Source organism: Pedobacter sp. (genome assembly GCF_037719805.1).
GTDB lineage: Bacteria > Bacteroidota > Bacteroidia > Sphingobacteriales > Sphingobacteriaceae > Pedobacter.
The window spans coordinates 265,214-281,824 of record NZ_JBBJLZ010000006.1 but is presented as its reverse complement, the minus strand read 5'-3'; the positions used below and the strand labels follow the sequence as shown (position 1 = coordinate 281,824).

10 protein-coding genes are annotated in these 16,611 nt (G+C 41.5%); 5 read left to right on the top strand and 5 right to left on the bottom strand.

Going from position 1 to position 16,611, the window contains the following annotated elements:
* Positions 1 to 8: 8 nt before the first annotated feature.
* Together tamL and WKF66_RS20555 are read right to left on the bottom strand one after the other, a co-directional pair.
* Positions 9 to 2,303 (bottom strand): translocation and assembly module lipoprotein TamL, encoded by a 2,295-nt coding sequence (gene tamL, locus WKF66_RS20560; protein WP_489676386.1) that lies wholly within the window; start codon positions 2,301 to 2,303, stop codon positions 9 to 11.
* Positions 2,287 to 7,452 carry a translocation/assembly module TamB domain-containing protein gene (locus WKF66_RS20555; RefSeq protein WP_489676385.1) on the bottom strand — a complete coding sequence of 1,722 codons (5,166 nt, stop codon included), beginning with the start codon at positions 7,450 to 7,452 and terminating at the stop codon, positions 2,287 to 2,289. Before WKF66_RS20555 ends, tamL begins: the two co-directional genes overlap by 17 nt.
* A gap of 88 nt (positions 7,453 to 7,540) precedes the next feature.
* On the opposite strand from WKF66_RS20555, the gene WKF66_RS20550 reads away from it, so the two are divergent.
* From WKF66_RS20550 to WKF66_RS20535, 4 genes are read left to right on the top strand one after another with little or no spacing between them, the layout of a single operon-like run.
* Complete coding sequence (locus WKF66_RS20550; protein ID WP_489676384.1) at positions 7,541 to 8,029, top strand: cytidine deaminase; 489 nt, start codon at positions 7,541 to 7,543, stop codon at positions 8,027 to 8,029.
* A gap of 41 nt (positions 8,030 to 8,070) precedes the next feature.
* The gene (locus tag WKF66_RS20545) at positions 8,071 to 10,881 is read left to right on the top strand and encodes a DNA gyrase/topoisomerase IV subunit A (RefSeq protein WP_489676383.1); all 2,811 of its coding nucleotides are present in this window, start codon (positions 8,071 to 8,073) and stop codon (positions 10,879 to 10,881) included.
* An 8-nt stretch (positions 10,882 to 10,889) separates the two neighbouring features.
* Positions 10,890 to 11,192: a hypothetical protein gene (locus WKF66_RS20540; RefSeq protein ID WP_489676382.1), complete on the top strand. Its 303-nt coding sequence runs from the start codon at positions 10,890 to 10,892 to the stop codon at positions 11,190 to 11,192.
* 45 nt (positions 11,193 to 11,237) lie between these two features.
* Positions 11,238 to 11,669 (top strand): tail fiber domain-containing protein, encoded by a 432-nt coding sequence (locus WKF66_RS20535; protein ID WP_489676381.1) that lies wholly within the window; start codon positions 11,238 to 11,240, stop codon positions 11,667 to 11,669.
* Between the two features lie 54 nt (positions 11,670 to 11,723).
* Here the strand turns inward: WKF66_RS20535 and WKF66_RS20530 are convergent, their stop codons facing one another.
* Positions 11,724 to 14,051: a M1 family metallopeptidase gene (locus tag WKF66_RS20530; RefSeq protein WP_489676380.1), complete on the bottom strand. Its 2,328-nt coding sequence runs from the start codon at positions 14,049 to 14,051 to the stop codon at positions 11,724 to 11,726.
* A complete protein-coding gene (locus WKF66_RS20525) occupies positions 14,048 to 14,641 on the bottom strand; it encodes a HupE/UreJ family protein (protein WP_489676379.1) in 594 nt (197 codons plus the stop codon). Before WKF66_RS20525 ends, WKF66_RS20530 begins: the two co-directional genes overlap by 4 nt.
* Positions 14,642 to 14,710: 69 nt before the next feature.
* On the opposite strand from WKF66_RS20525, the gene WKF66_RS20520 reads away from it, so the two are divergent.
* Positions 14,711 to 15,187, top strand: a complete 477-nt coding sequence (locus tag WKF66_RS20520; protein WP_489676378.1) for a DUF6702 family protein — start codon at positions 14,711 to 14,713, stop codon at positions 15,185 to 15,187.
* A 262-nt stretch (positions 15,188 to 15,449) separates the two neighbouring features.
* Here the strand turns inward: WKF66_RS20520 and WKF66_RS20515 are convergent, their stop codons facing one another.
* Positions 15,450 to 16,493, bottom strand: coding sequence for a hypothetical protein (locus tag WKF66_RS20515; RefSeq protein ID WP_489676377.1), 1,044 nt, complete (start codon positions 16,491 to 16,493; stop codon positions 15,450 to 15,452).
* Positions 16,494 to 16,611: the final 118 nt, after the last annotated feature.

Sequence of the window (16,611 nt, the reverse complement as noted above, 5' to 3'; positions counted from 1 at the left end):
AATGCTATTTAGAAAGGATAACCAATACCAATGTTATAAATCAAGTTTTCTCTGCGCCAGCCACTACTTCCAAAAGACACCTGGTCAAAGACCCAGCGTTGTCCTTCCGGCAAGTAAGGTTTCCTAAGAGGGAAAGCCACATCCAGTCTAATGACAAAGATTGAAGCATCCACCCTTAAACCAGCTCCCGTTCCAACAGCCAATTCATTTAAAATGTTTTTAGCATTAAATTCTGAACCTGGTCTCTTAGGATCTTCTTTCCTTAACCAGACGTTTCCAGCATCGGCGAATAGGGCGCCATATAGAACGCTAACTATCTTAAAGCGAAGCTCTGTGTTCAGCATTAACTTATAGTCTCCTCCCTGATCGGCGAATCCAACGGTATCAGAAACTTTATAGGTTCCTGGTCCAAGTGCTCGCGCCTTAAATGCCCTGATATCATTACTACCGCCCGCAAAAAACTGTCTAACGAAAGGTAAGGATGTGCTGCTTCCGTAAGCATATCCATAACCTAAATTCAGTCTGTTTGCCCAGGTGACACCTCTATTAACTTTGTAATAATCTCTAAAATCAGCCTCTAGTCTAACAAATTGATTCAAAGGAACATCAAACAAGGATCTTCGTCCCTCGTTGTCTTTCGGTGTAAACAATCCCCAAACGTTGCCACCAGTTTCAATGGACCCATTAAAGTACATGTTGTTCCTTCTGGTTTGATCCATTTGATTAGTATAGGTAAAATTGTAATTACTTCCAATGATCAATTGTGGCTGCAACGTATACTGCAAACCTGGAATAGAATCAAACAATTTAACCGTGTCACGTTGTTTTATACTTGGTTGTACATAGTTGACAGATATGGGATTAAACACATGCTCTTTGTATTGATTCTCCTTAAAACTGTAACCAAATTCACCTTTAAAACTATTCAAGGTATATAAAGAACCCCTGTTTAACAGTTGATAAGATATAGAGGCTATTGTCTTAGGGATAAAGGCATTCGTCGAATTTGGCTTATAGAACGGAACGATGAACCTTGGGAACGTCAACTTCGCTTCCCCTGTTAAAGAATAGGAATTTAAGTTCTGTGCAGATTTACCACTTACCTGTGTTTCAAACCCACCACTAGCACTGATGTCCAGAATCTCTGCACCTCTAAACACGTTTCTAGTCGTCTGAGTTAACTTTACTTCAGACCCTACGAAATTGTTCGACTTACTTGTGCCTGTTACTCCAAAGGATAGGGAGTTTTTTCTAAGCGGTGTCAGATAGATGTTCAGGTCAAGCTGGTTGTTTTTAAAACTATCCAGCGGAAGAAATTCAGCCTTCACATTTTGAAAAGCGCCAATGTTTACCATTCTGTTTAATGATAAATTGTGATCTCTTCTGTTGTATAGTTCATCTTTTTTAAAGAAGACCAATCGATCAAATACACTGGGTTTAAATGTGTTTCGGGTATCAAAAATATTGAAATCATGATAAACCAGAGGATCCAGTTCTCTTAATGCGCTGTCTCTTCGTAAGCTATAATTTGGGTAGATGTTGATGTTTTTAATCGTGTAAGGTTTAACACCCGCATCAGGGGCAACGTCTTTTACCCTAACGCGGATGTCTACGAGGTTCTTTCCTATGGTACTGTCTACCTGCATGATCAGATAATCCGGACTAAAGTAAAAGTACCCTGATTCTTTCAGATCATTGTCAATGCGGGTGCGCTCATTTTTATAGGTGTCCAGATCATAGAAGTTACCAACTTTCAGTAGCGACTTGTCTTTGTTACTGTTGATGATGTTTGCGAGATTACCTGTGTCTTTAGGGAAACTGATGCTATTTATTTTATACCGTAAACCTGTCAGTGCAGTATATACTGCTTTTCCTTTTTTACCTTTTACAAGGGTATCACCGGTAACGACCGACTGCAAGTAACCCTGACTGATCAGGTAACTGGTTAAAACGTCATTGTTATATTTAATCTTCACCTCTGAAAGCAAAACAGGCGGTTCGCCGAGCTTCGTTCTCAACCAATGTTTAAAACCTTTTGCTTTTTTAGGTTGACCAGCTAAATTATAAAAGAACAGTTTGTATTTGAAGCCCAATATAGACTTATTCGGCTTAGGTCTTGTTTTCCCTTCTAGCGTTGTTTTTACAAACTTTTCATCATCTATTTTGGCAGAGGTATCGGGATTAATCTTTACGTCCGCTCCTGTATATAGTATCTGTCCTGGTTGAAGACCTCTTGTACTGCTACAACTGGCAATAACCAAGCATGAAAAGAGCAATGCTAAAAGTCTAATTTGGTTCTTCATCTTTTAATTTCTGTTCTTGTGCTTCTTTATTTCTATTTTCTTGTTCCCGCTGTTCATTCTTCTCTCTCCTCGCCTTGCGCTCTGCTTTAGTCTCTTTTTTCTGGAAGATCTCTTTAAACTTATTGTAGTCGACAACCAATGCGAAACCTAAACCAGTCTCAATGATCTGACCTTCCACAACGCCCTCGTTCTGATTTCTCCTGTAAGCCCTCAAGCGATAGCGTCCATCTTGTGAAAGTGCATATTCCACGTTGACATTCCCGGCGATGTTCGTAGAGTTTTGATTCTGGGTAGGAGGCCCCTCCAGACCGAATGAACTACCAACTGTTACAGTCAGCCTATCGTTCAACAGCTTTTTAGATAATCCCACCTCAAGGTCTGTCTTTTGTTCCAAAGAACCGGTTGAGTAATCCTCTGATGAATTTACACCGAAGTTTAATTCTACGCCAGAAATAAGATCTGATGCCAGGTTATTCAATTGCTCTGTCAATAGCTTACTTACACTTGACCTTGCCAGTGTAGACACACCACCACCGCCACCTGCCAAACTTTGGAAAGGATTGTCGGCTATAAATCTGCCTAGGGCGAGCAAAGCAAAGACTTGCTTGTTTAAATCATTCTGATCTTGATTGATCTGCTGCAATCTTGTATAAACACGCCCTTGGTTCGCGCCTCTTTCATTCTCCGGTAAGTCAATACGGAAGGAAATCGTGGGCTTAAGTAGCTCGTCTTTCATCACCAGGTATACCTGGAAAGGAAGCTTAGTCTTAAGGGTGTTGTCCTGAGCCTCATTCAATAGATCTATCGGTGCTGCGTTTACCTCATATAGCGCCTGTAAGTTGACATTGGCAGACATAGGATCTCCCGTCCATACAATGGTACTTCCTTTAACAAATTTGAAGGCTCTTTTTAATGGGCCAACAGACAGATTATAAGATCCATCATTAATTTCATACCTACCCGTCAAGCTGGTTTTACCACTTGGGTCCATGATAGCGATCAAGTTAGCAGTACCTCTAATCTTCAAAGCATCACCACTCGCAGGATCTACTACAACGTTCAGTTCCGCTTCGGGATCAATTTGCAGATTGGCACTTAGATTAATACCCTTCAACGGGGCGTTACTAATACTATCGGCATTTAACGATTTTTGACCATTGTAAGGGGCAGCATCGGCATCAATAAATTGGACAATGCCTTCCTGGTCTATAACAGAAGGGTCACTCAGAGGAACTGCGAAAAAGAACTTCGTGCCCTTATCTACCTTTACGTTCAAATCAACCTTAGGCTGATTCAAATCTCCCCTAACTTTAATATTACTGGTTAAGAAGACGGTACCATAGATCATGTCATTATCCGCTGAGGTCGAATTCAACGCCCTGAAATTATCAGTAACAATGTCCATATTGAACTTGAAGTTTGAATAGTCGGTCGTCAGCACACCACCCCTTATCGTCGCTTTTTTACCTAAAGAATCCAGTATAGTAAAATTATTAAAATCTATACCTTGATTTGTGAAACTGATTGTTTCATTCGGCATTCTAAAGTAAGATCCCACGTACGTTGCCGTGAAGGCCGCTTGATTAAACTTAACATCTCCAAGTACCTTCGGTGCTGCAGTCGATCCTTGTATATTTAGCTGACCAGTTACCGTACCTGAACCGTTCCGAATCTGCCCCATTGAAAGGCTTTCTAAAGACTTTAAATCAATCTTATCAATATTCAAAGTCAGATCTAAGGCATTCTCCCTTTTGGTATAATAAAAGCCGTTAACCCTCAGTTCGTGAACACCCGTCAGTGCAATGTTTGTCTCAAATGCATCTGCCGTATTGTTATTCACAGCAATCCTAAGGGTTCCAAGTTGATCTTTTTGATATCTTAATTGATCCACCGTAATGTTTGCCTCAAACTTGGGACTACTGGCTAAGTCCTGCACATCGACAGTTCCATTAATGTTACCACCTGCAAGCGCAGAGTCCTGTTTGGCAAACTTGGTTAGGGTTTCAATTCTGAAGTCTTTAAACTCCACTTTCAAAGGAGAGTTCGGTGCATTGTCTGTGCTATTAATTCTAAGCATCTGGCCGCCTTGACTCAAATTAAATTCATGCGCAAGAATGCCTGATTGTCCGAACTGCAGATAGTTATCAGGAGAAACAACCCATTTTTGATAGTCCAAAAGCAACTTGTTAGGGTCAAAACTAAATTGATAGTCCTTATTTATACTTTTGAAAGTACCACCAAGCACATATTTATCTTTCAATTTATTGTCTCTCAAAAATATGTTTAATCCAAGAAGGTTATTAGCTGCATCTCCACTTACCTCTGTATTGTACAATGCAATAGAGGGGCTTTGCAGGCCTTTGATTGTTAGCTTGTAATTTAACTTCTGATTGTTATTATTGATATTGAGCAATGTGGTGTCTACCTTGTAATCGCCATACACCACTTGAGGGAAAGATGCCTGCATCAACAAGCTATCTTTCTGAGTATCGAGCAAACCTGAAATACTTGCCGGTTTAAAGGTTGTTAGTGCCGGCACAAAGTTGCTTAAGAACTTAGGGTTATACAAGTTCATACTGAACCTAAACCGTTGATCCGGAATTTTAGTAACGACACCAAACTGGTAATATTTATTGATCTGATTGATCACTGCAGTCCCAAGATTAGTCAGTTGATATTTACCATCTACCCGAGCACTCACAACTTCAGACCTAAGGGTTAACAAGTTCCTCTCTGCAGAAGCCTCTGAGTGAATATCTATAGTGTCCAGGTTGAATTTCTGACCTTCCTTAACCAGTTGTAAACCCCTTACGCTTACATCTCCGTTTAAATAATCCGGATCAGCAGTCTTGATGTCGGCATTTACTATCCCTGCCAACCTGAATTCAGTTGGACTAAAGTTTAGTTTCTGCAGATCGACTTGCTTTAAGTCCAAGTCTGCTTTCACCGCTGGATACTTACCAGCCATATTGATTGCAGCAGTCAAATCAAAGTTTGCATTGGTATCTGCCATGCTGCTTTTCAAGTTTAGCTTTTCTGCAGCGTAGGTAGCGCTTAACATCAAGTCTCTAAACGTATATTTATTATAATAGGCACTAACCACTTGTGCATTTACTTTGGCGGAGGCTTTCTTAGCGTCCAGACCACGGCCGCTAACAGTTGCTTTTGCAGTAATTCTACCTAATTTCTGTTGCATCTTTAGCAATCTGCCTACATTGAAGTTATTCAGATTGATGTTCGCTGCATACTGTTCCCGTCCTTTGGCGCCTTTCATGTTTGCTACCAGTCGGGCAGTCCCCATATCGGTGCTTATGTTGAATCCGGTCTGGAAGTTACTGATGGAACCTTTGAATCTTCCATTTGCAGCAATTACATTTGGCAGCTCAATAGATGGAGGTAATGATTTCGCAGGGATCACGATCAGCAGATCTCGTTTAGTCAGAGAGAATCTTTTGATGTTCAAATCCAGGAAGGTCTTATTTACATCAGGCAAACCTCTAACGGTTCCACTAACGTCAACGAAGGTGCTTTTCAAACCGGTAATTTGTAGTCTTGGAATAGCCAGATTGCTCATGTAACCATTCACATTTGCGTTTACCTTGATCTTCTCATTTCTGTAGTTTGCTGGAACCGCATCGCTGAAATAAGCAGCGTCTTTTAATCCGATCGTTGTGTTGTTAATTGCCATCGCGATCTTAACACGCTCCGGATGCTTTGTTAAGTCTTCTAATGAAGTATAAGTAAGTTGGGTATTGTTTTGAATAACGGTGTTCGGTGTTCTTGCTTCAAACCCCTGAACCTTTATTAATTTAGCTGAATACAGCACATTTCCCTGAAGCTTGTTCAGCTGGAAGCCGCTTTTTTCTCTGAAGCCACCGGATTTCACATTAACCTTTATGCCTGTATCGCTATAACCTAATGCCTCAACCACCAAACCAAGATTAGCAATTTTTAGGTGGTTAAAGTCCATGCCTTTCATCGGTTTCGCTGATGTATTGTCGAACTGGATATTGTTTTCAGCAAGGCTTAGTTTGTTAACTGTTAAAGACAATGGTGCTGATTTAGCTATGCTATCTGTAGGCCTTGCTTTGGCTGCGGGTTTAGCAGGTGTCATGGCGAAGACAATGTTCGATTTGTTTAGCGCAGTTTCGTTCAGGCTATACTTTCCATTTTTAACATCAGCGATCAGATCCGTCAATGAAAACTCGTTCAGGTTTACTTTTGCCTGATTACCTGATGACTTAAAATTAACAAGGGTATTGTTGATCTTTCCTTCTCCAACCTTGTAATTGCCATTGGTTAAATCTATAAACAGTTTGCTAAGTGCAAGACTGCTCAGGTTCACATCTGCTGCGGTTCCTGAAGTCTGATCATCAAAATTTATTTTGATGTCATTGAAGGCGAAGTCGTTGATCTCCACAAGCGGGAGTTTGCCGGACGCTGTGGTTGTCGTGTCTATACTTTTTTCGAGATGCGCAGCCAGTACGGTTAATGGTTTCTGCTGAAGGTATTTGACTGCTGTATTTTTCAGCGATAGGCTAGTGATCACATAATGCTGATTAGCCAGGTCAAACTCTTTAAGTTTAGCCTTAAACTCACCCAAGTTAAGGCGAAGGTCGTTACCCGCAACATCATCGCGGTAAACGATCCCAATGTCTTCGAAACTTACCTTGTCAATAGCAAACTTCATGGTGGAAGTTGTATCTTTTTCTACTTTCTCATCGGGCTTTGTCTGATCAGACATGAAAGCGTCTACTAAAAAAGAAAAGTTAAACGTAGTGTCAGGGTCTATTCTGGTAACATTTGCCCTGATCTTTTCGAGAGAAATGTTATTAATTTCGACTTTGTTGCTAAGAAGTTTTAATAGACTGATATCGACAGCTAGTCGTTGTGCATATAGCAGCGTATCCCCTTGTAAATCCTCAATGTAAAATCCATTGAGAACGACATCTTTAGGAAGGGCTATTTTAATGCTTTCGAGACGTACTTCCGTCTTGGTTTTCTTCTTTAGATAAGTTATGGCTTTGTCCTTGACAAAGTTTTGAACAGCCGGAATATTAAGCGAAACTGCTATTAGTACGACCAGAAGGATCACGCTAGCGATTACCCAAAGTACAACCTTTAAACTTTTGCGTATATATTTATTCAACCTGAAAGATTTTGATAGTAAACTTTTTGCATGATACCAAAACCATGCCATCAGCACTACAACAATCATTTTTTATGTATGTTTAAATATGGAGCAGAAATCCTTTACAATAAGTTACCAAACTTACCCTGGTATTGCCGACCTTAATCCCGATGATCAAGCGCTTTGCGAACAAGCAACAGCCGCACTAAATACCTCTTATTCTCCCTATTCACAATTCAGCGTAGGCGCAGCTGTAAAGCTGGAAGATGGTTCAATTGTACTAGTTAGCAATCAGGAAAATGTTGCTTACCCATCAGGTTTATGTGCAGAACGGGTGGTGCTGTTTGGAATTGGTGCATCCAAGCCAACTGCGGTTATTGAGAAAATGGTTATAACCGCCCGAACCAACAACTTCCGGATCGTCAACCCGGTGACCTCCTGTGGCGCATGTTTACAGGTAATGCTGGAATGTGAACAGCGGCAAAAAAAGGAAATAGAAGTTCTGTTTTACTGTATCGACGGTGAGGTTGTGAAAGTTAAAGGGATTAAGAGTCTGTTGCCATTTGCATTCGTTGAAGAGCGGCTTGGCAAATAAGGTTCCAAAGCCTTATATTTACGGAATCCAATCCTTTTTTGATGAGTGACGAAACAGAAAACAACGTAAACGAAGAAAGTACGCATACCGTAATTCCTATAAACGGACTTTACGAGAACTGGTTCCTCGATTACGCTTCTTATGTAATTCTCGATCGCGCAGTACCCCACATCAACGACGGCTTGAAGCCAGTTCAGCGCCGCATTATGCACTCGCTGAAGGAAATGGACGACGGCCGGTTCAACAAAGCCGCAAATGTGATTGGTAACACCATGAAATATCACCCCCATGGTGATGCATCCATCGGAGATGCCATGGTTCAGATCGGACAAAAAGAATTGCTCATTGATAAGCAAGGTAACTGGGGTGACCCAATTACAGGCGACAATGCGGCAGCACCCAGATATATTGAAGCAAGACTTTCCAAGTTCGCTAACGATGTGGTCTTTAATCCGGATACTACCGTTTGGCAACTCAGCTATGATGGGAGAAATAATGAGCCAATTACCCTGCCTGTTAAGTTCCCCTTACTACTTGCTCAGGGCGCAGAAGGTATTGCAGTAGGTCTCGCTACCAAAGTAATGCCCCACAACTTTATAGAGCTTTTGGACGCTTCCATTGAATCATTGAAGGGTGTGCGGCCAAATATTTTACCGGATTTCTTTACCGGGGGTATGGCAGATTTCTCTGCGTATAACGAAGGTATGCGAGGCGGAAGAATCAGGGTTAGGGCTAAGATCACAGAAAAAGATAAGAAGACCTTAGTGATTACCGAAGTGCCTTATAGCACCACTACTGGTTCTGTTATCGACAGCGTACTGTCTGCAAATGAGAAGGGAAAGATTAAGATCAAGAAGATTGAGGACAATACTGCCGCAAATGTGGAGATTGTCATTCATCTGGCACCAGGTATATCTCCTGATGTTACCATTGATGCACTCTATGCCTTTACGTCTTGCGAGGTGTCGATCTCTCCGAATACTTGTGTAATCAGGGATGATAAGCCACAATTTTTAAGTGTAAATGACATCCTGATTCAGAATACGATCCATACCAAAGGCTTGTTGAAACTGGAGTTAGAAATCAAGCTTCACGAGTTGCAGGAGAAGATATTCTTTAGCTCCCTGCTAAAGATATTTATTCAGGAGGGTATGTACAAGCATCCCGACTACGAGAACTCCAATAACTTTGAGATGGTAGTGCAGGTGTTAAACCGTTTGTTCGCACCTTTTCGGGAAAGCCTGTACCGGGACATCCAACCGGAAGACCTGAAAAAGCTGATCGATAAACCGATGAGTAGCATTACCCGTTTCGACGTAAAGAAGGCGGATGATCAGATGAAAGCCCTTGCTGACGAGATTAAAGTAGTAAAAAATCATTTAAGGCACTTGACTGACTATGCGATCGCATGGTTTCAGAAGCTGAAAGATAAATACGGTAAGGGCCGCGAACGTAAAACAGAGATCCGCCTGTTCGACAGGGTAGAGGCATCTAAAGTTGCGCTGGCAAATGTGAAGTTGTTCATGAACCGCGAGGATGGTTTCATTGGAACCGGATTGAGGAAAGATGAGTTTATAGCCGACTGCTCAGACATTGACGAAATCATTGTCTTTAGAGAAGATGGAAAGTGCATTATCACTAAAGTGGCCGATAAAACATTCGTTGGTAAAGGGATCCTGCATGCGCAGGTGTTTAAAAAAGGCGACGAGCGTACCATTTACAACATGGTTTACAAAGATGGCGGCACAGGCGTTTCTTATGTTAAACGTTTTGCCGTTGTAGGTGTAACCAGAGACAAAGAGTATGATCTGACAAAGGGAACAAAAGGTTCCAAAGTGTTATATTTTACTGCAAACCCAAATGGCGAGGCGGAGGTAATCACTATACAACTGAAACCACATACTAAGCTTAAGAAGCTACAGTTCGACCTGGATTATGCGGAGATCGCAATCAAAGGAAGGGCTTCACAGGGAAATGTACTTTCAAAATATCCCGTCAAAAAGATTCTTTTCAAGAGCAAGGGGGTATCAACCTTATCAGGGCTAAAGATTTGGTACGATGACTTGTTGAGAAGGCTTAATGTGGATGGTCGTGGTAAATACCTTGGTGAATTTGATGGCGATGACAAGATTTTGCAAGTCCACAAAGACGGCTGGTATGAGTTGAGCACATTTGAGTTGAGCAATCACTTTGATGCCGATTTGATCCTCATACAAAAGTATGATCCTGAGAAACCATTTGCTCTGGTGCAATACGAAGGCAAGGCAAAGAACTATTTCGTTAAAAGGTTTATTTTTGAACCTATTGCTGTTGGTAGGAAGGGCGGTTTGATTAGTGAAGAGGCTGGGTCTAAATTCATTTATTTGACCAGCAACCCTGAGGCGGTGCTTACAGTTGATCTGCTGAAAGGGAAATCACAAATTCCAGAGACCATTGAAGTGGTACTGGCTGATTTTATAGATGTCAAAGGGATCAAAGCCAATGGTAACCGCTTAAGTCAGCACGAGGTGAAAAGCATCAGCCTTTTAAACAGCGGAGAGATTGAACCTGTAATAGAACAGAAAGCGATTCCAGCAGTTGTGTCTACGGAAGAAGAGGTTTCTTCTGAAGAAGAAGTTACTCCTGCAGAAGATGTTTCTGCTGAAGAAGAGCCTGATGATTCACCAGAAATCGTTGATGAGCCAGCAACCGAACCTATAAAAGAAACGCCTGTAGAACCAAAAGCCTCAGAAATTGTTAAAGAGAAGAAGGCTTGGACGCCAGTAACCCCACCTGCCAAAGATGTAAAGCTGGAGATTACTAACCCGGACGATCTCGATATTGACGAGAAGGGCCAGACTAAACTATTTTAAATATGCATATGATAAAAAGATCTATTGGTATTCTATTATTGCTGGCATTTTTGTCAGTAAAGTATACCGTGATTTTTAGTCAGTCGAAGGGAGTTGTAAAGGCGCACTGGACTGGGTCTACAGAAGATCCGGCTAATGAGAGTAAAGAGAAGGAAGATGAAAGAAAGGAAGCGAAATCACTTTTTGACGAGTTTTATCAGGAATCGCTTTTAATTGCGTTAGAGATGCCTTCTCAGAGGTTGAATACGAATTATCTTTTAAGTTCGACAACAGCTTATCTACCCTCCTTGTATTTGCCGCCAGAAGTTTAATTGTAAGTCCCAATTACAATTAATATTTATTAAACGAGCAAAATTATGAAACACCTTTTTAAAGCAAAGGGTCTTGTTACAGGACTCTTATTAACTATATGCGCAGTTTCGGCTAGCGCCCAAAAGATTGACGAGCAGCAGCTGAAAACAGGCATTACAGAGATCAGTAATCCACTGGAGTACCTAGAAACGCTAAAGCCAATCACATTCAAATACGACCGTTCTAAGTTCAAAGAAGGGAAGTGGCCCATGGCTACACAGCATGGGTTTCTTGCCCAGGATTTTAAAATACAACACCCAGAATTGGTATTTGAAGCGTTTAAGACTTTTCCAGCCGGGAAAGGAAGCACAAAAACAATCAGGTACGATGAGGTTTCCAGCGAAAGCCTGATCCCTGTTTTAGTAGCAGCGATAAAAGAGCAACAAGCTCAGATTGAAGCATTGAAACAGCAGCTTAGCCAAATGAAAGCGAAGTAATAATTCCCTCGTCTCAGGATAACGGTTCGTGGTTCCGTGCACACGGTCCGTGTTCTACTTCTGCCTCGACTGCTGCATTTGATTGCCGCCTGTCGAGGCGCCCCTTGGGGCCGTTTGCTGTTTAAACAAGTCAAATCTTGAAGGAGTTGCTTTTCTTGGCCATAAGTTATTGTTCTCATCAATGTCTGCCGTCTCGCGATACGGATCCATTTGAACAGATACCACCTGCTTATCTTTTGCAAACACTTTAGTCACTTTGTTCTCATTCTTCCTCCAGATGTAAGCTGGAATCCTTTCCACTTCTTTAGTGCCATCTGAATACGTCCATTCCAAGATGATTGGCATCACTAATCCCCCGACGTTTGAAAAGCTTAGCTCATAAAAATTCTTCTTGCTTTCATATAGCTTTTTCTCACTATCAGATAAGCCATTGTAATAAGTCTGGAAATCCTGATCAGCTGTCTTTGCTACTTCAAAACGCTCAGTTTTATTATAGAAATCAAGCAAGGAAGTATCCTGCTCTACAGCAAATTTAATTCCTGCAGCTCTGTTGCGCTCCTTGCCAATGTATTTATTGTCACGTTCATAAAGCGTCTTTCTGTCTACATTTTCGACTGCAGCTTTCATGCTGTTCATCCTGTAAGACTTCACGCTATCCATAGAAATGTCAACCGGGTCTGTACTGAAAAACCATCCCCTCCAGAACCAGTCCAGGTCCACCGCCGAAGCATCTTCCATAGTTCTAAAGAAATCTGCCGGAGTAGGGTGCTTGAACGCCCAGCGCTCCGCATATTCTTTGAAAGCATAATCAAATAACTCCCTGCCCATCACTGTTTCTCTTAAGATATTAAGTGCAGTGGCTGGTTTCGCATAAGCATTGGGGCCGAAGTTTATGATTTGCTCAGAGTTGGTCATGATCGGTTCCAACTGATCCTTTGGCATCTTCATGTAATCTACAATCTTATGAGCCGGACCTCTTGCAGATGGGTAGTTGTTGTCCCATTCCTGCTCAGCCAAAAACTGGCAGAAGGTATTTAAGCCCTCATCCATCCATGACCACTGGCGCTCATCAGAATTCACAATCATTGGAAAAAAGTTATGGCCAACCTCATGAATGATGACGCCAATCATTCCCAGCTTGATCGCTTCGGTATAGGTGCCATCTTTCTCTGCGCGACCATAGTTGAAGCAGATCATTGGATATTCCATGCCGTTTGATGCCTCAACAGAGATCGCGACTGGATATGGATATGGGATGGTATGTTTCGAATACACCTTCAATGTATGCGCAACAACCTTCGTTGAATATTTGTTATATAGAGGGTAAGCTTCAGGACCATAGTAAGACATTGCCATAATCTTTTTACCGCCTACATAGGTAGCCAAAGCGTCCCAAACGATCCTTCTTGAAGAAACCCAGGCAAAATCCCTCACGTTTTCTGCGACGTATGTCCAGGTCTTTTTAGCAGTCGAGTGTTTCGTCATCGCGTTTTTAACCTCTGCCAGATTTACAATTTCGACAGGTGCTTTTGCAGATTGCGCCTCGTTCCATCTTTTCAAACTCGCAGCGCTTAACACCTGAGCGTAGTTCTGGCATTCGCCGGTTCCTCCAACTACGTGATCTGCTGGAACAGTCATGTTCACCTTGTAGTTTCCAAAAGCCAGGGCAAACTCTCCACGGCCTTCAAATTGCTTATTTTGCCATCCTTGAAAGTCTGAATAAACTGCCATACGGGGAAACCATTGTGTCATCGTAAACAAGTAGTTGTCATCCTCCGCAAAGTATTCGTAACCCCCTCTGCCACCTACGGCGATGCGATCCGATATTTTATAGTTCCAGGAGATCTTAAGTACATATTTCTGACCAGGTCTCAATACGGTTGGCAAATCAATGCGCATCATGGTATTGTTGATCACATATGGAATTGATTTTCCTGCATCATCGGTCAGTTTTACAATCTTAACACCGAGATCGTTCTCTGTGTTTAAGATTCCTGATAAGGCCTTATAGGTCATCTTATCAGTCATTTTGCTCGTTTCTGTCAGCTTATTATCACTGGTTGCCTTGTGCTGATTCTCATCAAGCTGCACCCACAGATAGCTTAATGGATCTGGTGAATTGTTCGAGTAGGTAATGGTCTCTGAACCTGTAAGCAGCAATTTCTTCTCGTCAAGCTCGGCGTTGATTACATAGTCGGCCCTTTGTTGCCAGTAGGCAGAACCCGGAGCGCCTGATGCGGTTCTGTAAGAGTTAGGAGTTGACAAAATAGTGCCCAGTTGTTCGAACTTGTTGCCATGATTCGACCCTGGATTGGTTAATAACTGCGCAGACGCAGCTGTCCCAAACAACAATGCTGTAAAAAAAAGTAAATGTTTTTTCATAAATATTTCAAAAGTGCTGGAAGCCGCTCAGCCGCCATAATCAACGAGATACCAAATATAGCTGAAGACAAGAAGAATGTCCAGTCCCATAGCTTAATTTTTACAATAGAAACTAAAATGAATCCTAAAAGGAGTGTGAATATCACAATAATCACTTGTCCAACCTCCAGACCAATGTTAAATGCAAACAATTCGGCAACAATACTGCTGCTTTTTCCTAAAAGGCTTTTTAAGTAATTTGAAAAGCCCATTCCGTGGATGAAACCAAAAGTAAGTGCTAGAAGATACTTCAGATTGATGTTTTTTGGTTTGCTTTTTTTGCTTAAAATATTGGTCAAAGCTGTTACGAGAATGGTAACAGGGATAAGGAATTCAATTATTGTGGTTTTGAAATGAAGAATATTCAAAACACTTAAGGCCAATGTGATACTGTGACCGATCGTGAAAGCAGTAACCAATATCAACACTTTCTTCCAATCCTTTAACGTATAGATCCCACATAGTGCCATAACAAAAAGGATGTGATCGTATCCCTGCCAATCTAAAATATGATGAAAGCCGAGGTCGAAATATAGTGGAAAATCTTGCATTGGGTTATTATTAGTAATTTTGATCAAAGATTGGAATCAATATCTATATTTTCCAAAAGATACATAAGCATGTTACAGCATTTACTCCTTTTCTTATTTGCAATATACCATCCATTTTACGTGAGCGTTACCGAGATCGAGCAGGTTCCAAAGACCAGAGTGGTTCGTGTGACCAGCAGGATCTTTTTTGACGATCTTGAAAAGGCCATAGACAAAAGATATAAAACCAGTATCAATATTCTGAAGCCGAAGGATAAAGCCAAGGTGAATGACTTCATTGCATTGTATGTTAAAGAACATCTGAAGATCAAAGCTAATGGTGTTCCGCTCACCTTAAGATTTGTAGGGTATGAGATTGAGGAAGAAGCTGCCTGGTGTTATTTTGAATCTGATGCCATCGCTCCAGTAAAACAGTTTGCAATTCAAAATGACCTTTTGTTTGAGCAGCACGACTCACAGATCAATATGATCCACGCCATAGTAGGCGCTAAACGTCAGAGCACCAAACTTGATAATCCGTCAAGTACTGCACAGTTTAATTACTAATAACTAATTCGGGACTGCCTCGTACCACGCTTTGCCTGCTTGCGGGTTGAACGAACTATGAGTGCGTTGCGTCCGCCTTTTTCTAGGCAAAGGCGGACGCAACGCGGGAGCATGGCGGAAGCAAGGCGGGAGCAGTCAAAGCCAGACCAGAGCCAGACCCGAGTAATACCTGAACGCTTATGGGATTATTACTTTGTTATTTGACAAAAAAAAGCGGCTTTAATCTGAAGATCAAAGCCGCCTAAATATACGTTAGTTTTTCTTACTGATACTGGATGTAGATCGGTGCAGGTTTAAGTTTAAGTAACTCTTCAGGAGTCATCAAACGCTTAGGTGCTTTTTTCAGATCATTCTTGTAGAACAATTTAAATCCTGTAAACTGAACTGGCTCAGAGAAGATAAAGTGACGGTAGGTACCGATTTTTAGATCAGGCTCACCCCATCCATCCATATGAATTACAATTTGAACTTCCGGGCGCAATTTGATGTTTTTGTAATTCGTCATCATCTTTTTCGTAAAACGGTGAACAACAAAAACCTTTGGAGGCAGGTTGTATTTCTTAACCAGGTTTGTCAGGTAGTCTGCGCAGTAGTTGATATCAACGGCGTCATATGTTCCGATCTTTTTACCTGGCAAAGAGCCATCTTTCATCGAGAACTCCGGGTCAATACCTAAATGAACATTAGGCAATTGAAGATACTTTTCAATATGTGGCAGTTCGTTTTTGATGTTACTTAAAGCAACCTGTAGATCAAGAAATACAATCGCATTGTGCATTTTTGCGATCTTCATTACTGAATCTATTTGTTTGTTGCCCATGCGGTTAATGTATTTTCCATCTTTACCTGGAGTACCACTTGCTACTGCCGCGATATAGTGAACCCCTGCCTGGACAGGAGTAGATGGATCTGCTCTTTCCCAGTTTTTAATCTCTTTATTCAAGCGGCTCCACATTTCTTTTGGCGCATACTCACCCAAAGCACCCATTTTTTTGGAGTGAAGGTTACCATAGTAAACTACGATTCTTTTGAATGGCAGTATGGCTCCTGCCAATGGGTAAGGTTGATTTTTTACAGGCCATCTCCCTGTGGTATCACCGTTGGCTAACTTTTTAATCTTAGCATTGTACTTTGCCGTGTCTACTGGCTCGCGGGTAGTGCCAACTTCAGGTGTGATGGTCGTGTCTCCTTTTGCCGTAACGGAATCTTTGGCACCGGCTTTTGTTGTTTCTGATGTGCAACTGGTAGATAAGCCGATAGAGATAAGTCCGACCATTAACATTCCTGCTAGTTGAGGTAATTTCATTTTACGATTTGTTTTTTGTAGGTATGATTGTTCATTTAAACGGTCTCACGACAGTTTAGTAAATTCCTACAAGTATACTACTCCTTTGAGTAATATAAAAGTAGCACAATTCATATAA